The sequence below is a fragment of the Ruegeria sp. CH11 genome (assembly GCF_056537105.1).
This window is the reverse complement of record NZ_JBQFQX010000009.1, coordinates 23,460-44,315: the sequence shown is the minus strand read 5'-3', so window position 1 is coordinate 44,315 and position 20,856 is coordinate 23,460. Positions and strand designations below refer to the sequence as shown.

The following is a 20,856-nucleotide window of genomic DNA, read 5'->3' as shown; positions in this document are numbered from 1 at the left end:
TTAGGCGGCTACTTTGTTCTTATGAATGACCTCGCGAGCCAAATGCCGATAGGCCATCGCGCCCAGGGATCCGGAATCATACTGCAGCACTGGCAACGCGTAAGATGGTGCTTCGCTGACCCGAACGTTTCTGGGTATCTTGGTTTTAAATACCATCTCACCCAGATTGTCACGCGCGTCCTTTTCGACCTGACGGGACAAGTTGTTGCGGTTGTCATACATGGTCAACACAACACCTTCGATCCGTAAGTCCGGATTAGCAGTCTGACGAACCTCGCGAATGGTCAGCATCAACTGCGAAAGCCCCTCAAGCGCAAAGAACTCGCTTTGAAGCGGAACCAGAACCGAATGTGCCGCCACCATGGCATTGACCGTAAGTAAATTAAGAGACGGAGGGCAATCTATCAGCACGAAATCCAACTCGAAGGAATCGATGGCGGTCTGACGCAATGCATCGTGAAGAAGATAGCTGCGTTTTTCATTTGAGATCAGTTCGATATCGGCTGAACTCAGATCAACGGTCGCGGGTACAACCAAAAGATTTTCAATTTCGGAATCCTGAACGACAGCTTCAAGCGGCGCGTCATCCAGCAGCAGATCATAGGTCGTCCAATCCCGATCCTCGACGCCCAGCCCAGTAGATGCATTTCCCTGCGGGTCGAGATCAACAACCAGCACCTTGCACCCTGCCTCTGCCAGCCCTGCCGCTAGATTGATCGCCGTTGTGGTTTTGCCAACCCCGCCCTTTTGGTTGGCAACTGCGATTATCCGGGGCCCGGCAGGACGAGATAAATCAACCAAAAGAGACTCCTTTGACTTTCAGGATAACGGCTTTGGGTTCCGTTAGACTTGTAATTGGCTCAGCCTGAAAATTCCATTCTTCGTGCGCGTCCGCCAGTTCTTTTTTCCAGCTTTCGCCTTTGGGCAACAATGCCGTCCCAGATTTACTTAAATGCCTGTCACAAAACGAAATAAGCGTTTCTAGATCTGCCAAGGCACGTGCTGAAAGAACATCTGCCATCAATGGTTCAATTGCCTCGATCCGCTTTGAAATCACTCGGCAGTTGGCCTTGGTTTCTCGGACCACCGTCCTCAGAAACGCCGATTTGCGCTGGTCGCTTTCGACCAGGGTAAATTTTGTCCCTGGCGATTCCTCGATCGCCAATATCGCGCAGACCATGCCGGGAAACCCCCCACCGCTTCCTAGATCCACCCAGTGGTCGGCGGCCTCGGCACAGCGGAACACTTGCACCGAATCCAATATGTGGCGCGTCCAAAGCTCACTCAAACTGTTTCGGGACACCAGATTTATCTTAGGATTCCAGCGCTGAACCAGTTCAGCGTAGATCGAGAGCCTTTGGAGTGTTTCACGTGAAACATTGAGATCAGAGAGCGCTCCGAACTGATCTGACGTCATGCCTGTCGCGCTTTCTCATCGCGCCTCAGCTTGGCCAGAACAAGGGTAAGCGCAGCCGGAGTCACCCCTTCGACACGGCTTGCCTGCGCAATGTTCTCTGGCTGAGCTTTCGATAGCTTTTGCTTCATCTCGGTCGAGAGTCCATCCAGCGCAAAATAGTCAAAGTCCCGCGGTATCTGATGGGATTCATCTCGCTTCATCGCTTCCACATCGCGTTTTTGACGGTCAATGTAGTTTGCGTAAAGCGCGTCTCGTTCGACCTGTTGGCGTATTTCTGGATCGGTTTCTTCTAGGCCCGGATACAATGGAATCAGATTTTCGAATGTCACATCCGGAAACGCCAGAATACTCATCCCGGTCCGGCGATTGCCGTCCTGATTGACAGTAATCCCAGTCGCCCGGATCTCTTTCGGAGTGAAATTCCCGTTGGTAAGACGGTTTTTGACCGTATTCAGCTTCTCCAGCTTCTTCTCGAACACGGTGCTCCGCGTCGCGCCAACACAACCCAACGCCATACCGGCTGGTGTTAATCGCTGATCCGCATTGTCAGCCCGAAGGGACAGCCGAAATTCGGCGCGCGAGGTGAACATGCGATAGGGTTCCGCAACGCCTCGCGTCGTCAAGTCGTCAACCATGACACCGATATAGCTGTCCGAACGCGTAAAGACATGCGGATCACGGTCTTGAACACAAAGCGCAGCATTCAACCCAGCAACGAGGCCTTGCGCAGCTGCCTCTTCATACCCCGTGGTTCCATTGATTTGACCCGCAAGAAACAGGCCCGGGACATCAGGGAGCGACAGCGTGGCAGACAATGCCCGCGGATCGACATAATCGTATTCGATGGCGTAGCCAAGCTGCAGGATTTCTGCGCTCTCAAGCCCTTTTATCGATCGAACATAGTCCCATTGAACCTCTTCCGGCAAAGAGGTTGAGATTCCGTTGGGATAAACAGTGTGATCATTCAAACCTTCGGGTTCCAAAAAGATTTGGTGCGAATCTTTGTCCGCGAACCTGACGATCTTGTCCTCGATCGACGGGCAATATCTGGGGCCGATCCCATCGATATGGCCACCATACATGGCTGATCTTGATAGGTTTTTCTCGATAATCTCGTGGGTTCTAACGTTGGTATGGGTGATACCACAGGCGATCTGCGGGGCGTAAACACCATTTGAAAGAAATGAAAACAAGGTCGGCTGGTCATCGCCATCCTGCCGTTCCAAGCTATCCCAGTCGATCGTACGACCGTCCAGGCGTGGCGGTGTACCGGTTTTCAGCCGGGCCATGGGTAGTTCGAAACCATCCAATCGTTCTGCCAGTCTGATCGAGGGGCGATCTCCCATTCGTCCACCCGGGCGCGATACATCGCCGATATGTATGACCCCACGAAGAAATGTTCCAGAAGTCAGGATAACGGCCTTGGATGGAATCTCGGACCCATCTGCAAGAAGAACACCAGATACCCGATCTCCTTTCATAAGGAAATCGACAACTTCGCCTTCGATAACCGACAGGTTAGGTTGATTGTGAGTTTCGGCCAACATGGCCGTCCGGTACAAGGCACGGTCCGCTTGCGCTCTTGGTCCTTGAACGGCTGGTCCTTTGCGTCGGTTCAAAAGTCGGAACTGGATACCCGCCCGATCCGCGACCCGACCCATGACACCGTCCATCGCGTCGATTTCGCGGACCAAGTGCCCTTTTCCCAAACCTCCAATGGCCGGGTTACAGGACATCACTCCGATATCGCGTTCGGAAAGCGTAACCAGTGCGGTTGACACACCCATGCGGGCGGCTGCGTGCGCTGCTTCCGCCCCGGCATGACCGGCCCCAATAACTAGGACATCAAATTTCGAATGTTTCACGTGAAACACTCCTTACTTTCCCAAACAGAAACTGGAGAATATCTCGTCCAGCAGTGTTTCGACATCAATTCGCCCAACTAAAGATTCAAGTGCCCGAATGGCGGTGCGCAGCTCTTCTGCTGCAATATCATACATGTCCGGACCCGATTCCAGAACCTCAGCGGCAGCCAACAACGCGTCACTTGCTTTTACCATCGCAGTTCGATGACGCTCGCGCGTCGCAATACCATGACTTGCGGTTCTTTTATCCAAGACACACGATATATTGTTGATCAACTGATCAAGACCCTGCCCTGTTTTACCCGATATTCCGTCACTGCCGGCGTCGCGTAGGTCAGCTTTTGGCAAAACGTGGATGTCTTCGGGTTGAAATTCAACTCCCAGTTCCGCGGGGGTGTCAGACAGAAAGACACGTATATCCGCACGTTCGGCGCGCTTGCGGGCCAATTCGATACCCAGTGTTTCGACGTGGTCGTCAGTTTCTCTCAGGCCGGCTGTGTCCAGCAACGTAACCGGCAATCCGGCCAGATCCATTCGGACTTCGATCACGTCGCGGGTGGTTCCGGCGTATTCGGATGTGATTGCTGCGTCGCGCCCTGCCAGAGCGTTTAGCAGCGTGGACTTCCCCGCGTTCGGAAGGCCAACGATAGCCACCTCAAACCCGGTTCGGATACGTTCGGCGATTTGGACGCCGTCCGCTTGCTTTTGCAAATCAGTTAAAACGCCAGACATCAGTGCGCGAACCTCAGGCGTGACGTCCGTCGGTACCTCTTCGTCCGCGAAGTCGATCACTGCCTCCAACAACGCGGCCGCCCGGATCAGATCCCGCCGCCATCGCTCCACCTGAGACCCCAGCGCTCCGGCCAAAATCGATTGCGCCTGCTTGCGCTGTGCTTCGGTTTCAGCATCAATCAGGTCTGCCAGACCTTCGACCTGCGTCAGATCCATCTTTCCGTTTTCCAGTGCCCGCCGCGTGAATTCTCCAGGTTCAGCCAAGCGCAGCCCATCGATATCGGAAAGGCAGCGCATAACCGCGTCGGTGGACGCTGTGCTGCCGTGGATCTGCAGCTCGGCAACGTCTTCTCCGGTAAAGCTGGCCGGGGACTTGAAGGTCAGGACCAATCCGTCATCCAGCCGAGACCCTTCGGCGTCGTGCAGGCTACACAGCTTCATTCCGCGTGCAGGCAGTTCCTTTCCAGCCATTCTGGAAGCGGCAGAATGGGCAAGCGGACCCGACAGTCTGATAACTGCTACGCCAGCTTTGCCCTGCGCGCTGGCCAAGGCGAATATCGTATCCATTCGGCGGCCCTGCGTTGCTCAAGACCTGGGTCAGGTGTTCATCGAATCGAAGAACTCACCGTTTGTCTTGGTCTGTTTCAACTTCGACAGCAAGAATTCGATCGCGTCGGTGGTCCCCATCGGGTTGAGGATACGGCGCAGAACAAAGGTCTTGGCGAGATCGCCTTTGTCGACCAGCAGGTCCTCTTTCCGTGTACCGGACTTGAGGATATCGATGGCCGGGAATACGCGCTTGTCGGCGATTTTGCGATCCAGAACAATCTCTGAGTTACCAGTACCTTTGAATTCTTCGAAGATCACTTCGTCCATCCGGCTGCCGGTATCGATCAGTGCGGTGGCGATGATGGTCAGCGAACCGCCCTCTTCGATATTCCGCGCGGCACCGAAGAAACGCTTGGGTCGCTGCAGCGCATTTGCGTCCACACCACCGGTCAGAACTTTACCTGACGATGGCACCACAGTGTTAAACGCCCTACCAAGTCTTGTGATCGAGTCCAGCAAGATCACAACATCTCGTTTATGTTCGACCAAACGCTTGGCTTTTTCGATCACCATTTCCGAAACGGCTACGTGGCGGGTCGCTGGTTCATCGAAGGTCGAAGAGACAACCTCACCCTTTACCGAGCGTTGCATGTCGGTCACTTCTTCCGGGCGTTCGTCGATCAGCAGGACGATCAGATAACACTCAGGATGGTTCTGTTCGATCGAGTGCGCGATATTCTGCAGGATTACGGTTTTACCGGTCCGCGGAGGCGCCACGATCAGCGAACGCTGGCCTTTACCGATCGGCGACACCAGGTCGATCACGCGGGCCGACTTGTCCTTGATGGTGGGATCTTCGATTTCCATCTTCAGACGCTCATCCGGATACAGAGGCGTCAGGTTATCGAACAGGATCTTGTGCTTGGCTTTCTCGGGGTCTTCAAAGTTGATCTTGGTGACTTTGGTCAGCGCAAAATAGCGTTCGTTCTCATCGGGTGCCTTGATCTCGCCCTCGACGGTGTCGCCGGTGCGCAGCGAGTGCTGGCGGATCATATCAGGCGAAACATAGATATCGTCAGGACCGGGCAGATAGTTCGCCTCGGGCGAGCGCAGGAAGCCAAAGCCGTCTTGCAGCACCTCAAGCACGCCATCGCCACCAACAGTCCAGCCTTCATCTGCGCGTTCACGCAGGATCTGGAACATCATCTCGCCTTTGCGCATGGTCGAGGCGTTTTCGATCTCAAGCTCTTCGGCCATCGCCAGTAGATCTTTGGGGCTTTTGGCCTTGAGATCAGCCAGATTCAGAGAGTCAGTCGACATGATAGATACCTTCACCGCTGACAGCGCGGCTTGCAGTGGAATTTCAGTACGGAAAATACGCCGCCCGGACGGGCGTGTTATTTGCTAAGTAATCTCTTACATGCCAAGAGTCAAACAGCCCCTCAGAACTTCAGAACGACCGCCAGAACGATGATAACCATCAAAACGGTCGGTACCTCGTTCATCATGCGATACTGCCGCCCACTGAGCGTATTTCGCCCCGCAGCGAAATCCTTGCGTCGTGCCAGCAGCCAATGATGAAACCACGTCATCGCAATCACCGCCGCACCCTTCACCCAAGGCCAGCTCCAGTCCCAACCGACAACACCAGGCGTGAACACCATGATCAGTCCGCAGACCCATGCCACAATCATCGCCGGACGCATGATCACACGCAGCAGTTTTTCTTCCATTTCAAAGAAGATTGGTTCCGCACCTTCGACAGCTTGCGCCTTTTCAACGTGATAGACGAACAGACGCGGTAAATAGAACAAACCTGCCATCCACGAAATCACGGCCATGATATGCAGAGCCTTCACCCAAGGGTAAATTGTAAAAAGAAGTTCTGTCATCCTGGCTCCGGGCTCTGGTCAGGTCATCCCTAATAAAAAAAAATAGAAAGAAAAAGGATGATGGTTTTGTAGGGAGGAGAAATTCCGTGGATTAGTTTTTTACTCAGGGCTTTTCCCCATGAGGACAAATCCTAAAGGCAGATTTTCCGATCCCGCAGAATTCTAAAAAAATACATAATAACAAAAGTTTAGTGAGAAATTGATCCTTCCCTTCTGGGGATAAGTCCTGGGGGAAAACGGGACAAGTCATTTATCCAGACTGATGGACTTATCCTTGTCCCGATTGGATTGAATTGGAACGACTCGCAGATGTTTTCAGCAAAATTCCCGGGCTTGCGTGTCAACAGGAAAACCATACAAACCATCCCGGACCACTCAACGAATTGCTCAGGGGGTTTTCCACATGTCTGTCCCCATTATCCTTGCTTCGGGCTCGGCCATTCGCGCGCAGATGTTGCGCAACGCTGGTGTGCCGTTTGACATCCAGACCGCCCGGGTGGACGAAGACACCGCCAAACGCGCTCTGCTGGCAGAAGGTGCGCCGCCGCGCGATATTGCGGATACGCTGGCCGAGATGAAGGCCCGCAAGGTCAGCGACAAGAACCCCGGCGCTTTGGTGCTGGGCTGCGACCAGTTGCTGGATTTCGAAGGGCACCTTCTGTCGAAACCCGAAACCCCTGAGGAGGCGTTGGCGCATCTCAAGATGATGCGCGGCAAGCGGCATATGTTGTTGTCCGCCGCGGTCATCTACCAGAACGGCGAGCCGCTTTGGCGGCATGTCGGTCAGGTCAGGTTGCGTATGCGAGCCAGTTCGGACGCTTATCTGCGCGACTATGTTTCGCGTAACTGGTACAGCATTCGCCATGCGGTTGGAGCCTATAAACTCGAAGAGGAAGGCGTACGCCTTTTTGCCACAATTGATGGCGACTATTTCAATGTCCTGGGGATGCCCTTATTGGAACTTCTGAATTTTCTGGCGGTGAAAGGTGTGATTGACCAATGACGGACCATCGTATTCCTCTGGCCGGGGTCATCGGTCACCCCGTGGCGCATTCCCGGTCGCCGAAACTGCATGGTCACTGGCTAAAAACATATGGATTGTCAGGGCATTATGTCCCGATGGACGTGACGCCCGCTGACTTGGAAGAGGTTTTGCGGACATTGCCAAAGATGGGTTTTGTCGGCGCAAATGTCACTGTCCCGCATAAAGAGGCGGCGCTGCGCCTGGCAGATCACGTCTCTGATCGCGCGTCGGTCATTGGCGCTGCAAATACGCTAGTCTTTCGCGAAGATGGCTCGATCCATGCCGACAACACTGACGGTTATGGCTTTCTAGAGAACCTGCGTGCCGGCGCGCCGGACTGGGTTCCGCAGGATGGCCCGGCGGTGGTCTTTGGGGCTGGTGGCGCCGCGCGCGCGATCCTCTGGGCGCTGGCAGATGCAGGCGTGCCCGAGATTCTGCTGACCAATCGTACCCGTACCCGCGCGGACCATCTGAAAGAAGAGTTCGGTCAGCGCATCACCGTTGTTGACTGGGTGCAGGCCGGGAATGTCATCGAAAACGCCGAGTTGGTGGTCAACACCACATCGCTTGGCATGCAGGGACAACCGGAATTGCGGGTGCCTCTGGACGGGCTGCAACCGGGCGCAGTGGTGACCGATCTTGTCTACACCCCACTCAGAACCCGCTTGCTGCAAAGCGCAGAAGAGGCCGGATGCACCACGGTCGACGGCCTGGGCATGCTGCTGCACCAGGCGGTTCCCGGCTTTGAACGCTGGTTCGGCGTGCGACCGCAGGTGGATGCGGCAACGCGCGCAGCGGCCCTGGCATGAGTTTCGCACTTGGCCTGACCGGTTCCATCGGTATGGGCAAAAGCACAACCGCGCAGATGTTCGTCGCCGAGGGCTGCGCGTTGTGGGATGCCGACGCGGCCGTTCACCGGCTATACGCCGTTGGCGGCGACGCGGTTGATCCTATCAGAGCTGTCTTTCCAGCTGCAGTCATCGACGGGTCCGTCAGCCGCGAGGCACTTAAACGGATCATCTCGGATGACCCGTCTGCGCTAAAGGCGATCGAGTACATTGTTCACCCTCTGGTCGCGCAGGATCGGGCTGCGTTCCGGGAGAGCGCAACGGCGGATATTCTGGTCTTCGACATCCCGCTGCTGTTTGAAACCGGAGGTGAGGCCACGATGGATGCGGTGGCCTGCGTGTCGGTTTCCGCCGATGAACAAAAGCGCCGCGTCATGGCGCGCGGCACCATGACCGAGGCGCAGTTTGACCAGATCCGGGCCAAGCAGATGCCGAACGAAGAAAAATGCGCGCGCTCGGATTATGTGATCGTGACAGACACGCTGGACCATGCCCGCGCGCAGGTGCAGGATGTGGTCAGGCAGATCAGGGCGGGAATGGCAAATGCGTGAGATTGTACTCGATACCGAAACCACAGGATTCGATCCCGAAAGCGGCGACCGGATCGTCGAGATCGGCGCGGTCGAACTGTGGAACCATGTGGCAACGGGTGAAACCTATCACGTTTACATCAATCCCGAACGATCGATGCCGGAAGAGGCCTTTGGCGTTCATGGCATCGGGCCAGACCTGCTGGAAACCCCGCGCCCACCCGAAAAGGGTGAGGTCACGCTCAAGGACAAGCCGGTTTTCTCCAAGGTTGGCCAAGGGTTTCGCGATTTTATCGCCGATGCGAAGCTGGTGATCCACAACGCGGCCTTCGACATGAAATTTCTCAACGCCGAGCTGGGATGGATGGGTGTTCCGCTGATTCCGATGGAACAGGCCATTGATACGCTTGCAATTGCGCGCAAAAAGTTTCCGGGCTCTCCGGCATCGCTGGATGCATTGTGCCGACGGTTCAATATCGACAATTCAAACCGGGTACTGCACGGGGCACTGCTCGACTCGGAAATTCTGGCCGAGGTCTATCTGGAGCTGATCGGCGGACGACAACCGGACTTCGGACTGTCCTCGACAGCCGCAAGCAACAGCGGCGGCGCCGAGGATTGGAGGCCAACACCCCGCGCCACGGCCTTACCCGCGCGGATCACCGAAGACGAGCGCGCTGCGCATGAGGCATTTGTGGAAAAACTGGGCGAAAACGCCCTGTGGACCCGCGCCTGACGTCAGCCAGGCGCGGGTCAAAGCATCAAGCTTCGGTCTTTTGTGCCTGCGCAGCCTGGCGGCGCGCCAGCTCGTTGCGGTACAGCGCGACAAAGTCGATATTGTCCAGGTTGACCGGCGGATAGCCACCGTCACGGGTGATGTCGCTGACAACACGGCGCAGGAACGGGAACAGCATGCGCGGGCATTCGATCAGCAGGAACGGGTGCATTTGATCCTCGGGAACGCCTTCCACGTGGAACAGACCGCAATAATCGATCTCGCACAGAAACAGAACGTCATCCATGCCCTTGGCCTTGGAGGTCAGTTTCAGCTTGATCGATACTTCATACTGGTGGTCCGGCGCGCGCTTCTTGGCGTCCAGATTGACCTGAACGTTGATCTCGGGCTGCACTTCGCCCGAAACGCCCTTCTGCGCCATAACGTTTTCAAAGGACAGGTCGCGGATAAACTGTCCCAGAACGCGCATCTGAACCTGCGGGGCGGCCTTTGCCGCGGTGTTTTCTTTGGCGTCTTCTTCGGCCATGGAGCTACTCCAAAAATGAAATTTGCCACTGCTTAGCAAGTTGGGCGGGGCACCTCAATGCTGGTGGGGGCCCTCCACCCATTTTGAGGGTTTTGATGGGTCATGGCGGGGCTTGACCTCGGAAAACTCTCCGTCGATCACGTCGCCCTGATCATATTGCGTTGGCCCGTCGCGAAACTGCGTGCCGGCACCCATGCGAAACTGTGTCACCGTTACCTTGGATTTCAGATAGCGGAACACGGCCAACCGCACGCCCGGAATTAACAAAGCAAAACCAACCGCATCAGTGAAAAACCCGGGCGTCAGCAACAAGGCACCGGACAGCAGGATCATGGCTCCGTGCGCCAGCGGCTCGGTCGGGTCGTCCAGCTCGGCAAAGGACCGCTGTAAGCTGGCCAGCGCCATGCGACCTTGTGTCCGCACCAAAAAGGTGCCCAAAACAGCGGTCAGGACCACGATGGCAAGCGTTGGCCATAGCCCGATCAGACCGCCAACCTGTATAAAAAGTGCGATCTCGATGATAGGTACCAACAAAAATGCCAAGAACAGATACATTTGCGTTATCCTTTACCATAGGCCGGGCTGTGGACTTGCCCCCCGGTGTCACCTACATAGTGGCTTGAGGCCGTGTACACAAAGTCCCGGCGCTGAAAAGAGTATGAAATGAGCGACAACCCTATGATCCAGTTGCTGGTCCTGGCCGGAATTGCCGTTTTCCTGATCCTGCGCCTCAAAAGCGTATTGGGCACGCGCGAAGGTTTTGAGAAACCACCCTTGCAGCAGCAGCCAGATACCAACTCTGCGCGGCGTGACTTCGAAGTGATCGAAGGTGGTCCGGATCATGACATCACCGACCACGTGGCCGAAGACAGCGAACAGGCTCAGACACTGGCCGCGATGAAGCGGGTCGAGCCCAGCTTTTCCGTCAGCGAATTTGTTCAGGGCGCACGCGGCGCTTATGAGATGATCGTGATGGGGTTCGAGAAAGGGAATCTGGATGAAATCCAGCCTTTCCTGTCCGAAGAGGTTTTCGACAGCTTCGTTTCGGTCGTGGCTGATCGAGAAGACAAGGGTCTGACAATCGAGGCCGAATTTATCGGTGTACGCGAAACCACATTGGCGGATGCCCATTTCGACAGGGACACCAATCAGGCCGAGATCACCATGCGGTTTATCGGCGAGTTGACCTCGGTCGTGCGGGATCGCGGTGGTGATATCATCGAAGGCAACCCCAACACCGTCAAACGCCAAAAGGACAGCTGGACCTTTGCCCGCGTGATGGGCACGGATGATCCCAACTGGTTGCTTGTCGCAACGGACGCATGATTGCCACGCTCCGGTCGCTTTTTCTGGCAGGCGCAATGACCTCCGCCAGCGCCGCCGGAGCCGAGGCGACGCGGACAATCCTGTCATTTGACGCTCTGGATGGCTGGGCCGCCGACGATCACGGGGCGGCCCTTTCGGTGTTCCTCAACACCTGCGGTGATTTGAAAGACCCTGATTGGCAGGCCCTATGCGCGGTGGCCCGCAGTTATGAACCCGAGGCCGCCCGCGCGTTTTTTGAGCTGTTCTTTCGCCCGGTTCTGATCGAGGACGGCAACGACGCCCTGTTCACCGGGTATTTTGAGCCCGAACTGGACGGGGCGACCTCGCCTTCGGACAGGTTCCGCTATCCGCTATACCGTATACCGCCCGAGGCACGGCAGGCTGGACAATGGCTTAGCCGGCGTGAACTTTTGACCTCGGACGTGATGAAGGGCCGTGGGCTCGAGATTGCCTGGGTCGATGACCCGGTTGAGCTGTTCTTTCTGCAAATTCAGGGCTCTGGCCGTATCCGCCTGCCAGATGGTAGCGCCCTGCGGGTGGGATATGGAGGTGCAAACGGACACCCTTACCGCTCGATCGGGTCCGAACTGGTGCGGCGCGGTGCGCTGGGCGCGCATCAGGTCAGCGCCCAGATGATCCGTGCCTGGGTCCGTAAGAACCCCGAAGCCGGGGCCGAACTGCTGTTCCATAACCCCTCGTATGTGTTTTTTCGCAAGATCACCCGGGTCGCACCTGAGTTTGGTCCGCTGGGGGCGATGAACCGATCTGTGACCACCTTGCGCAGCATTGCCGCCGATCCGGCATACACGCCACTAGGCGCGCCTGTCTGGATCGAGAAAGACGGTCAGAACCCGATGCGCCGCCTGATGATTGCGCAGGACACGGGGTCGGCCATCAAGGGTGCGCAACGCGCGGATGTGTTCTTCGGAACTGGCGATGCGGCGGGCGAAGCTGCCGGCCGCCTCAAGGATCCCGGTCGTATGGTTGTTCTGCTGCCCATCCAACGCGCCTATGCTCTGCTGCCGGACGAATTCTGATGACCCGGCGCAAACTGACGGCGGATGAGATCGAGCTTTGGCGCAAGGTTGCAAAACAGGCCGAACGAATGCATCCCGAGCTTCCGCCAACCGTACACCCTACGGTGTTACCCAAGCCCAAACCTGCGAAACCTCCGAAGTCGCGAGTCGAGGCGTTTGACGTTGGGCAAAAGGCGACGCCCGGTCCGGCCCGACACGCTCTGAAACCGTCTCTGGCAGAAGAACTGCGGGGCAGCCCGGTGCAGATGGACCTCAAGGCGTTCGGGCGCATGAAGCGCGGCAAGCTGAAACCCGAGGGCCGGATCGACCTGCACGGCATGCGCGTCGACACGGCGCATTCGTCGTTGATCCGGTTCATTCTCACCGCGCAGGCGCAGGGTAAACGGTTGGTTCTGGTGATCACCGGCAAGGGCAAGGACCGCGACGAGCCTGGCCCGATCCCCACGCCACGGGGGGTTTTACGCAATCAGGTACCGCGATGGCTGGCCTTGCCGCCGCTGGCACAGGCAGTGTTACAAATTACACCAGCGCATATCAGCCACGGCGGAGATGGGGCCTACTACATTTATCTGCGGCGAAATCGCTGATCTGACGCGTCTCGATCATGCGCCAATAATTTGCAACAAAAAGCCTTGAAACGTGATGATTGGATCGTGGCGGAAACCCCAGAGCAGGCAAAGCCCAAACCAAAACCCACACTCTAGCGATGAGACCGGGTGCGTTTCGACAAACTCTTTGCGTAAACTCAAACCGAGCATCTGTATTGAAATCACCGCTGTTTGCGCAGCGAACCAACGCCCCCAATCCAGCCCTACTGGGTAGAGCAGTAGGATCGGGGCACAAGAGATCAACATCAGATAGCCGATGTATGGCCGCCGCGGAGACGCAGCTTTCCATGCTCGCCAGATTGGTAGAATGGCGATCACCCATGCGGCCGGTAAAAGCCAAGCGGTCCAACTTCGCTGCAGAGCTTCCCAGACCTTGTGAGTTCCATTATGAGAATCCGCCAGCCACTGGATTGCGCCGTCACACAAATTCTGTTCCGAAAGGCCGCGCTGGGTCAGAGCGTCACAGATTGGCGCGTGATCAGCGACGCTGTTGTAGACAAGAGCGTAGGTTGCTTGGGCACCTGCAATTGCGATCACCAAACCAACGAACATCTGGGCAATCGGGCGCTGAAGCGTCTTTGGCTGAAACAGCCAAATCGAAATCGCCCAGGCCGGCACCAAGAGTATCACAATTTCATGCCCAATCCCGCCCAGCAGCATAACACCGCCTGTCAGTAAAACGCGAGGCAACCCCCCGTTGGGCTGCGCCAGCCAAATCAATGCAGCCAATCCGATCAGTTCTTTTCGAAACCCGGAAATCGGATCAAGACCCCAGAGTATCGCGAAGCATCCCGGTGTAAAAACAACAAGGACCATCGATTTGTTGGTCTGCAAATAAACCAACCGTGCGAAACCGAAAAAGATCAGGACCACCAACATAAACTGAATGCCGACGACCAGATCCAAAGGTGAATACGTGGTAACGTCAGAGGTATGGAGAATAAGCTCTCCAAACGGCCCGCGTCTAATCGGCCCCGCTGCCAAAGAGATCAGCCAGTCGCCTTGTAGCCATTCATGGCCTCCACTTCGCCAGCTGACGATCAGAAAACGAAGCTGGAGTATCAGAGCTGCCACCAATACTGAAAGCGCGGCGAACTTCCAAACGTTTCTGTTGGCCTTGGCAAGTTTGGAAGATGTCACGGCGCGCTGACCTGAGCCTGCCCGGTTTCTGTCAGTACGATCTCGGTCGCGCCGTCGGGGTTGCGCTCGCTGGCGGGTACAAGCACGTCTATACCGGGTCGGTCTGGACCAAACGTGTTGCTGACGCGGCGCACCGAGCTGAGAATCGCCAACAACGCCGGAGAGGTTGCCGCCACGAAATGCGACGATCCTGCGTCGCTGTTGAAGGCCGTTGTGTCAATCACGTTGATCGGATAGTCCGCCAAAGCCTCGACCGAGCTGATATTGCCTAGACGCTCACTGTCTGCGGTGCCGCGCAACCGGGCCGAGATATTGAGGATTTTGTCTTTCTGCGACACCATGACCACGAAGGGCTCGGGCGGAGATTTGATGCTGTCCATCTGCGAGCGGAACAGATCGACGTCCAGATCGGGCGAGATCAGAATGACCCCTTCGATGTTTCTTGCGGACCAGCCCGGTTGCCGAAGTTCCGCCTGTCGCATCATCTCCATCGTCAGGGCGCTGCCCATGGAATGCGCAATCACGACCACCCGCTTCACGCCCATCGACTTCAGCGTGCGAATCGTCTGTTCCAGCCCGTCGCGGGCGAACAGCATGCTGTCCAGATCATAGGCATAACCGGATCCCTTTGCGCGGCTTGGCCAGGAATAGATCAGGGTCGAACCGGGGATCCCGATGTCATGCGACAGCTGAGCGGCCCGAAAAGCGGTTTCTGTCTGCGTCGCATTGTAGCCGTGGACAAAGATGGACACTTCGTCGACACCGCGCAGACGTGACGCCAGCGCCTGCGGTCCCGAAAACTCGGATACGTCGGCCAGCACAAACTGCTTTTTGGGATTCGGGTTGGCGTATGAGAAATCCAATGTTCCCGGCGTGTGGTTCGGCGGTATCGAAACCGTCATTTCCAGAAACCGCAGGCCATCGCTGCGACGATAGCCATAAGAACCGTCGGCCTCGCGCGCGCGTGTGGTTGCGGCAAAGACGGTTTCGGGGACTCCGACCCGCAGCGCGTCTGGTACCGTCTCGGACACCGAGCGGTCGACACAGGCGCCCAGAAACGCAAGCATCAGAGACAGGATCAGGTAGCGCAGCACGTCAAGACCTCAACGAAGACTGGTTGCCACGCTACCGCATTCTGAACCCGCGTCCAGAGACGGTTTCAAGAAGTGCAATCTGAACCGGCAAGAACCGGCTGCCATTGTTACAGAACGTAACGGCTGAGGTCAGAGGATTTGGTCAGTTCACCCAGATTGTCGCTGACGAATTGAGCATTAACGGTGATCTCGACACCCGCTTTGTCGGGGGCCTCGAACGAAAGCTCTTCGAACACACGTTCCATCACTGTATAAAGCCGCCGCGCGCCGATATTCTCGACGCTTTGGTTCACATCCGCCGCGATACGCGCAAGGGCTGCGATGCCGTCTTCACTGAAGGTGACCTTGACCTCTTCGGTATCCATCAGCGCGGTGTATTGCAGGGTCAGGGCGTTGTCGGTTTCGGTCAGAATGCGCACGAAATCCTCTTCGGTCAGTGCCCGCAGTTCGACCCGGATTGGCAGGCGGCCCTGAAGTTCCGGCAACAGGTCCGAGGGTTTGGCGATGTGAAACGCGCCCGAGGCGATGAACAGGATATGATCGGTCTTGACCGGGCCGTGCTTGGTGCTAACGGTCGTGCCCTCGATCAGAGGCAGCAAATCACGCTGAACGCCTTCGCGGCTGACATCGCCGCCGCGCGCGTCCGAGCGGGCGCAGACCTTGTCGATCTCGTCCAGAAACACGATGCCGTTCTGTTCGACGGATTCCAAAGCGATCCGATTGACGGTTTCATCATCCAGCAGTTTGTCGGCCTCTTCCCCGATCAACGCATCATAGCTTTCCGCGACGGTCATGCGCTTTTTCACGGTCCGCCCACCAAAGGCTTTGCCGAAGATATCGCCAAGGTTCATCATGCCCATTTGCCCGCCAGGCTGTCCGGGAATGTCAAACATCGGCATCGGGTTCGAGGTGTCGGCTAATTCCAGTTCAATCTCGGTGTCGTCCAGATCACCCGCTTTCAGCTTCTTGCGGAACATCTCGCGCGTGGCTTCACGGGCGTCGGTGCCGGCGATGGCCTCGATCACGCGATCCTCGGCGGCCTGATGCGCCTTGGCCTTGACGTCTTCGCGCATCCATTCGCGGGTTTGCAGGATCGCGGCATCCGCCAAATCACGCACGATCTGTTCCACGTCGCGACCGACATAGCCGACTTCGGTGAATTTGGTGGCCTCGACCTTGATGAAGGGCGCGCGGGCAAGCTTGGCCAGGCGGCGGCTGATCTCGGTCTTGCCGACGCCGGTGGGGCCGATCATCAGGATATTCTTGGGATAGACTTCCTCGCGGATATCATCGGACAATTGCTTGCGCCGCCACCGGTTGCGCAGCGCCACGGCGACGGCGCGTTTGGCATCTTTCTGGCCGATGATGAAACGGTCCAGTTCCGAGACAATCTCGCGCGGGGTCAGGTCGGTCAAGGTGCGGTCCTTTCGGTCGGCATGGCAAAGCTTGGGCTTAGGTAGTCACGCGCCGCGCGAAAACAACAAGCCCTTTTCCTTGGCCGCGTTGGTTAGCAACGCCCCACCCGGTTTGCAAACGCTTTCCATAGGTGAAACGCAATGGCTCTGATACAGTGATTTCAAGGTGTTGTGGGTCAGGAGCGCGCAGATGACGAAAATTGCCAAGATCACCCTGCTGTTTGTGGTCTTCGTCGACCTGATCGGGCAAGGGCTGGTTTTCCCCATCATCAACTCGTTGATCATGGAAACCAAGTCCGGGTTCCTGCCCGAAAGCACGCCGGATGGCCGCCGTCATTTCTACTATGGGCTGGTGATCGGATGCTTCTTCCTGTCTTGGTTTCTGGGTGTGGTCTATGTCTCAAAGGTATCAGACTCGATCGGACGCAAGAATGCGCTGCTGGTCTGTCTGGGCGGCGCTTTGGCTGGCTACGCGATCACCATCGCCTCGCTGTACATGGACAGCCTGTTGCTGCTGATCCTGGGGCGGTCGATCACCGGTTTCACGGCTGGCAATCAGCCGATCGCGCAGGCTGCGATGATCGATGGCAGTACCGATGCCGCCGACCGAGACCGGAACATGGGTTACATCGTGACCGGTGTCAGCTTTGGCCTAGTGGGCGGCCCGATTATCGGAGCGGTCCTGTCCGATGCCGCCCTGCTTGGCAGCATTGCGACGCTCAAGACGCCATTCTACGGTGCGTTCGTATTGGTACTGATCGCCATTTTCCTCGTGCTGTTCTTTTTTAAGGACACCCGGACCGAGCGCGCTTCGTTCGTTTTCCGCCCTCGCGATATCACCGACAGCCTGATAGCAGTGCGCGGGCATCCGATGGTTCTGAAGATCCTGCCGGTCTATTCGTTCTTCATGATCGCAAACGTCACCTTCTATGTCTTCGTCGACAACTTTCTGACCAGCCGCTTTGGCTATGGCGTGATTGGCGGCAGCGTGGCGATGGTGGTGATCGGCTTTGCGCTGGCGTTCTCGAGCACATTCCTGGTGAAACCGGCGCAGGAAAAGTTCAGCAAGCACCAGATCATCTATACCTCGCTGATCATCATGGTGATTTGTGGCGTGGCTTTTGCGTTCAGCCCCAATGGTGTCCTGAGCTACGTACCGGTCTTCTTCTTCTATTTCTTCTTCGGTGTATCCTACCCGACCTTGCTGGGCCTGTTCTCATCCAGCGTGGCTGAGACGGATCAGGGCTGGGTCATGGGGGTGACCACAGCCGTCTTCTGCCTGGCCGGGGGTGTCATGTCCCTGATCGGCGGTGGGTTGATGAGCATCGATATCCGCGTGCCCTACTACATCGTGGTCATCGCTGCGATCTTTGGTCTGATCGGGATGCACCGCCGCTGGAAAGGCAAAGAGATCAAGGCACTGTTAGCCTGAGATCGTCTCGACCGTCAGATTGCCGTTGGTGTAGACGCAGATATCGGCGGCAATCGCCATTGCCTCGCGCGCGACAGCCTCTGCCGGTTTGTCGCTGTCCATCATCGCCCGCGCCGCTGCCAGCGCAAAGTTTCCACCCGAACCGATGGCGGCCACGTTATGTTCAGGCTCCAGTACATCCCCTGCCCCGGTGATAACCAGAAGGTCCTTGCCATCGGTGACAATCAGCATCGCCTCAAGCTTTTGCAGGTACTTGTCGGTGCGCCAGTCCTTGGCCAGCTCGACCGAGGCGCGGGCCAGTTGACCGGGGGTCGATTCCAGCTTGGCCTCGAGCCGCTCCAGCAAAGTAAAGGCGTCTGCGGTGGATCCGGCAAAACCCGCGACAACCTCGAACCCGCCGGGTGACAGGCGGCGTACCTTGCGGGCGGTGCCTTTGATCACGGTCTGGCCCAGGCTGACCTGTCCGTCACCCGCGATGACCACCTGGTTGTCCTTTTTAACGCCGATGATCGTCGTCCCGTGCCATCCGGGAAAATCGCTGTCTGCCATGGAAGCCTCCGTTCTCACAGTCGCTATATATGGGCCGGGCGCGGGATGGGCGCAACCCGTTCCAAAACTGCCCAAAAGATATGCAAAAAATGCAGATCGGGGCTGTTGAACCAGCATTTGTGAGTCTCGGCGCGCCGTCTTACATGAGCATCACAACCGACAACGGGTCGGCTGTTTCAACTCAAAGGACTGCGCACATGGCACACACAGCAACAAAACATGCGCCGCTCGGAGCAGCTAGCATCCTGCACATCGCGGACGTATTCATCTCGGCATTCGACAACGTTGTCGAATGGAACCAAACCCGTAAGACCCGCGCGATGCTGAGCGAACTGACGGACGCACAGCTGAACGACATCGGTCTTGATCGCGCGGATATCGCAAAGATCTAAGCTGTCTACGAGATCAGCAATCTGGAACAGCCGCCCGGATCCCCGAGCGGCTTTTTCTTTGTCAGCTTAGCGCGTACTTGCCAGTCTGATCCGGCAGAAACGCTTCGATTGCGGCTGTGGCGACGACGTGGCGCGTACCAGCCGGTTCATCAACAACATCCAGCCCACCCTTGACCGCGCGCACCTGGGCGCGGCCCCGCGGCAGATCGGCGGCCACCTTTTCGCAATCGACATCCTCGGGCTTTTGAACGCCTATAGTCACCTGAACCCGCATCTCGGAGTGGTCGAGTCCCAGTTTCGAAAACAGCGTGATCGAGGAATGATGCAGCGCGTCCTGCACCGCCCGGCGCGCGGCCTTGGTGTAGTCCTGCCCATACAGGTCGTTGCCGGTACCCATTTCCAGAATGATACGTTTTTCGGTCATTGGACGGGCTCCATATCGAACGAAACGACAATTGCGGCGTTGGCGATGACCGTGCGCCCCTCTGTATGCGGTTTGTCGATGTCCAGCCCGCCTTGCGTTACCGTGATGTTGGGCTGACCGTATGGAAAGATCGCCTTCAGCGCCCCGGTATCCACCTTGTCGGGCTGTTGTACACCGATCTCGGCGTCTATGATCATTGCCTCCTTGGGAAATCCAAACAGCTCGGCCATATTCACCGAGTTATGCCACAGCGCGTCCTTGAGCGCGCGCAGCGCGGCTTCGGTATAATCCTCGCGCCGCAGGGACGTGCCCATACCGAATTCCACCAATACCCGTGTTTTGGGCATGTCGCCTCCTTCTTTAGTGTGTCCCGACAATCTGCATGGGTTTTTCCGAATTAAAAGAACCAGAACGCCAAAGTACATCCGGCCACACGCAAAACCGCGAATGTTTGATGCCTGCGACTATTGTGGTTTAGAATCCCGGTAGATTTGGTGTTCGATCAAAGAAAGGTTTGTTTCCATGACGTTTTTTCGATTCATGCCATCGACATTGTTGTTTGGGCTTCTGGCAGCTAATGCGTCTGCAGAAGTCATCGAAAACAAATCGAAGTTCATGCAACTGATTGCCGGAAAAACACTTGTCCAGGGCGAGACTCGGGTGACAATTCTCAGGGATGGGACAGTTGAGGGCAAGGGCCCCAAGGGTGGCAGCATCAGCGGTTCTTGGGAGTGGAATGACAAGTATTACTGCCGGGATATTGTGATCGTCGACGTGGCAATGCCCCATGACTGTCAGGTGGTTTCGGTCAAGGATGATACCGTCACATTCACTCACAAAGATGGTGCCGGAGTATCGGTTAGGTGGACCATCGAATAATCCGACCTTTGGACAGGTAAGACCTGCGACACAAAAAAGGCGCCCCATCTGGGACGCCCTCTGAAATCAAACTTCTCGAATGTCAGATGGATTCGTCGATCCAGCTTTGCAGTGCGGCCTTGGGCGCAGCGCCTGCGCGGTTCGATACAACCTGCCCGTCTTTGAAGATGAACAGCGCCGGAATACCGCGCACGCCCATTGCAGCGGCCGCGTTAGGGTTGCTGTCCACGTCAACCTTGGCGATTTTTACCTTGCCACCATATTCGGTCGCCAGCTCTTCCAGAGCGGGGCCAATCTGTTTGCAGGGGCCGCACCATTCGGCCCAGAAATCCACCACAACGGGGACATCTGAATTCTTGACTTCGGCGTCAAAGGTATCGTCGGTTACGGCAACGGTCGACATATCATGTCTCCTGAATGGGATAAGCTTGGGCACTGAAC

General features: G+C 56.8%; 25 protein-coding genes. 10 read left to right on the top strand and 15 right to left on the bottom strand.

The annotated features are described in order from the left end of the window. The 6 genes from ACR0LX_RS14690 to hemJ form a co-directional block, all read right to left on the bottom strand. Nucleotides 1-801 (bottom strand): ParA family protein, encoded by an 801-nt coding sequence (locus ACR0LX_RS14690; protein WP_480784349.1) that lies wholly within the window; start codon nt 799-801, stop codon nt 1-3. After that, a complete protein-coding gene (gene rsmG / locus ACR0LX_RS14685; RefSeq protein WP_480784348.1) occupies nt 794-1,417 on the bottom strand; it encodes a 16S rRNA (guanine(527)-N(7))-methyltransferase RsmG in 624 nt (207 codons plus the stop codon). Before rsmG ends, ACR0LX_RS14690 begins: the two co-directional genes overlap by 8 nt. Further along, on the bottom strand, nt 1,414-3,282 hold the full coding sequence (gene mnmG, locus ACR0LX_RS14680) for a tRNA uridine-5-carboxymethylaminomethyl(34) synthesis enzyme MnmG (protein WP_480784347.1): 1,869 nt from the start codon (nt 3,280-3,282) through the stop codon (nt 1,414-1,416). The genes rsmG and mnmG overlap by 4 nt, the downstream gene beginning before the upstream one ends. Before the next feature lie 12 nt (nt 3,283-3,294). Continuing rightward, on the bottom strand, nt 3,295-4,581 hold the full coding sequence (gene mnmE, locus ACR0LX_RS14675) for a tRNA uridine-5-carboxymethylaminomethyl(34) synthesis GTPase MnmE (RefSeq protein WP_480784346.1): 1,287 nt from the start codon (nt 4,579-4,581) through the stop codon (nt 3,295-3,297). Between the two features lie 30 nt (nt 4,582-4,611). Continuing rightward, on the bottom strand, nt 4,612-5,883 hold the full coding sequence (gene rho, locus ACR0LX_RS14670) for a transcription termination factor Rho (RefSeq protein WP_480577087.1): 1,272 nt from the start codon (nt 5,881-5,883) through the stop codon (nt 4,612-4,614). Between the two features lie 122 nt (nt 5,884-6,005). Beyond that, entirely contained in the window at nt 6,006-6,455 is a 450-nt protein-coding gene (gene hemJ, locus ACR0LX_RS14665; RefSeq protein ID WP_480784345.1) for a protoporphyrinogen oxidase HemJ, read from the bottom strand. Between the two features lie 403 nt (nt 6,456-6,858). On the opposite strand from hemJ, the gene ACR0LX_RS14660 reads away from it, so the two are divergent. From ACR0LX_RS14660 to dnaQ, 4 genes are read left to right on the top strand one after another with little or no spacing between them, the layout of a single operon-like run. Then, nucleotides 6,859-7,458, top strand: a complete 600-nt coding sequence (locus ACR0LX_RS14660) for a Maf family protein (RefSeq protein WP_480784344.1) — start codon at nt 6,859-6,861, stop codon at nt 7,456-7,458. Beyond that, on the top strand, nt 7,455-8,288 hold the full coding sequence (locus ACR0LX_RS14655) for a shikimate dehydrogenase (RefSeq protein ID WP_480784343.1): 834 nt from the start codon (nt 7,455-7,457) through the stop codon (nt 8,286-8,288). The genes ACR0LX_RS14660 and ACR0LX_RS14655 overlap by 4 nt, the downstream gene beginning before the upstream one ends. After that, on the top strand, nt 8,285-8,878 hold the full coding sequence (coaE, locus tag ACR0LX_RS14650; protein ID WP_480784342.1) for a dephospho-CoA kinase: 594 nt from the start codon (nt 8,285-8,287) through the stop codon (nt 8,876-8,878). Before ACR0LX_RS14655 ends, coaE begins: the two co-directional genes overlap by 4 nt. Continuing rightward, nucleotides 8,871-9,593: a DNA polymerase III subunit epsilon gene (dnaQ, locus tag ACR0LX_RS14645; RefSeq protein ID WP_480784341.1), complete on the top strand. Its 723-nt coding sequence runs from the start codon at nt 8,871-8,873 to the stop codon at nt 9,591-9,593. The genes coaE and dnaQ overlap by 8 nt, the downstream gene beginning before the upstream one ends. 25 nt (nt 9,594-9,618) lie before the next feature. Here dnaQ and secB read toward each other — a convergent pair whose 3' ends face one another. Further along, nucleotides 9,619-10,119: a protein-export chaperone SecB gene (secB, locus tag ACR0LX_RS14640; protein WP_480577070.1), complete on the bottom strand. Its 501-nt coding sequence runs from the start codon at nt 10,117-10,119 to the stop codon at nt 9,619-9,621. 54 nt (nt 10,120-10,173) lie between these two features. Continuing rightward, entirely contained in the window at nt 10,174-10,674 is a 501-nt protein-coding gene (locus ACR0LX_RS14635) for an FxsA family protein (protein WP_480784340.1), read from the bottom strand. A 108-nt stretch (nt 10,675-10,782) separates the two neighbouring features. Here ACR0LX_RS14635 and ACR0LX_RS14630 point away from each other — a divergent pair, with 108 nt between their 5' ends. Genes ACR0LX_RS14630 through ACR0LX_RS14620 form a run of 3 tightly spaced genes read left to right on the top strand, consistent with a single transcriptional unit; the run spans nt 10,783 to nt 13,069 of the window. Next, a complete protein-coding gene (locus ACR0LX_RS14630; protein WP_480784339.1) occupies nt 10,783-11,445 on the top strand; it encodes a Tim44/TimA family putative adaptor protein in 663 nt (220 codons plus the stop codon). Then, complete coding sequence (mltA, locus tag ACR0LX_RS14625; RefSeq protein ID WP_480784338.1) at nt 11,442-12,482, top strand: murein transglycosylase A; 1,041 nt, start codon at nt 11,442-11,444, stop codon at nt 12,480-12,482. The genes ACR0LX_RS14630 and mltA overlap by 4 nt, the downstream gene beginning before the upstream one ends. Continuing rightward, nucleotides 12,482-13,069: a Smr/MutS family protein gene (locus ACR0LX_RS14620; RefSeq protein ID WP_480784337.1), complete on the top strand. Its 588-nt coding sequence runs from the start codon at nt 12,482-12,484 to the stop codon at nt 13,067-13,069. Before mltA ends, ACR0LX_RS14620 begins: the two co-directional genes overlap by 1 nt. A 15-nt stretch (nt 13,070-13,084) precedes the next feature. Here the strand turns inward: ACR0LX_RS14620 and ACR0LX_RS14615 are convergent, their stop codons facing one another. From ACR0LX_RS14615 to hslU, 3 genes are all read right to left on the bottom strand, one after another. Continuing rightward, a complete protein-coding gene (locus tag ACR0LX_RS14615) occupies nt 13,085-14,230 on the bottom strand; it encodes a hypothetical protein (RefSeq protein WP_480784336.1) in 1,146 nt (381 codons plus the stop codon). Beyond that, the gene (locus tag ACR0LX_RS14610) at nt 14,227-15,324 is read right to left on the bottom strand and encodes an alpha/beta hydrolase (RefSeq protein ID WP_480784335.1); all 1,098 of its coding nucleotides are present in this window, start codon (nt 15,322-15,324) and stop codon (nt 14,227-14,229) included. Before ACR0LX_RS14610 ends, ACR0LX_RS14615 begins: the two co-directional genes overlap by 4 nt. A 107-nt stretch (nt 15,325-15,431) precedes the next feature. Then, a complete protein-coding gene (gene hslU, locus ACR0LX_RS14605; protein ID WP_480784334.1) occupies nt 15,432-16,739 on the bottom strand; it encodes an ATP-dependent protease ATPase subunit HslU in 1,308 nt (435 codons plus the stop codon). 190 nt (nt 16,740-16,929) lie between these two features. Between hslU and ACR0LX_RS14600 the strand changes: the two genes are divergently transcribed. Beyond that, nucleotides 16,930-18,171, top strand: a complete 1,242-nt coding sequence (locus ACR0LX_RS14600) for an MFS transporter (protein ID WP_480784333.1) — start codon at nt 16,930-16,932, stop codon at nt 18,169-18,171. On the opposite strand, the gene hslV is transcribed toward ACR0LX_RS14600, so the two are convergent. Continuing rightward, complete coding sequence (hslV, locus tag ACR0LX_RS14595; RefSeq protein ID WP_480577030.1) at nt 18,163-18,720, bottom strand: ATP-dependent protease subunit HslV; 558 nt, start codon at nt 18,718-18,720, stop codon at nt 18,163-18,165. The genes ACR0LX_RS14600 and hslV overlap by 9 nt on opposite strands. Before the next feature lie 197 nt (nt 18,721-18,917). Between hslV and ACR0LX_RS14590 the strand changes: the two genes are divergently transcribed. Next, nucleotides 18,918-19,112 (top strand): DUF1127 domain-containing protein, encoded by a 195-nt coding sequence (locus tag ACR0LX_RS14590; RefSeq protein WP_480577027.1) that lies wholly within the window; start codon nt 18,918-18,920, stop codon nt 19,110-19,112. 61 nt (nt 19,113-19,173) lie between these two features. Here the strand turns inward: ACR0LX_RS14590 and ACR0LX_RS14585 are convergent, their stop codons facing one another. After that, nucleotides 19,174-19,536 (bottom strand): Lin0512 family protein, encoded by a 363-nt coding sequence (locus tag ACR0LX_RS14585; RefSeq protein WP_480784332.1) that lies wholly within the window; start codon nt 19,534-19,536, stop codon nt 19,174-19,176. Continuing rightward, nucleotides 19,533-19,883, bottom strand: a complete 351-nt coding sequence (locus tag ACR0LX_RS14580) for a Lin0512 family protein (RefSeq protein WP_480784331.1) — start codon at nt 19,881-19,883, stop codon at nt 19,533-19,535. The genes ACR0LX_RS14585 and ACR0LX_RS14580 overlap by 4 nt, the downstream gene beginning before the upstream one ends. A gap of 175 nt (nt 19,884-20,058) precedes the next feature. On the opposite strand from ACR0LX_RS14580, the gene ACR0LX_RS14575 reads away from it, so the two are divergent. Further along, nucleotides 20,059-20,415: a hypothetical protein gene (locus ACR0LX_RS14575; RefSeq protein ID WP_480784330.1), complete on the top strand. Its 357-nt coding sequence runs from the start codon at nt 20,059-20,061 to the stop codon at nt 20,413-20,415. A gap of 82 nt (nt 20,416-20,497) precedes the next feature. Here ACR0LX_RS14575 and trxA read toward each other — a convergent pair whose 3' ends face one another. Next, nucleotides 20,498-20,818, bottom strand: coding sequence for a thioredoxin (gene trxA / locus ACR0LX_RS14570; protein WP_170712183.1), 321 nt, complete (start codon nt 20,816-20,818; stop codon nt 20,498-20,500). Between the last annotated feature and the right edge of the window lie 38 nt (nt 20,819-20,856).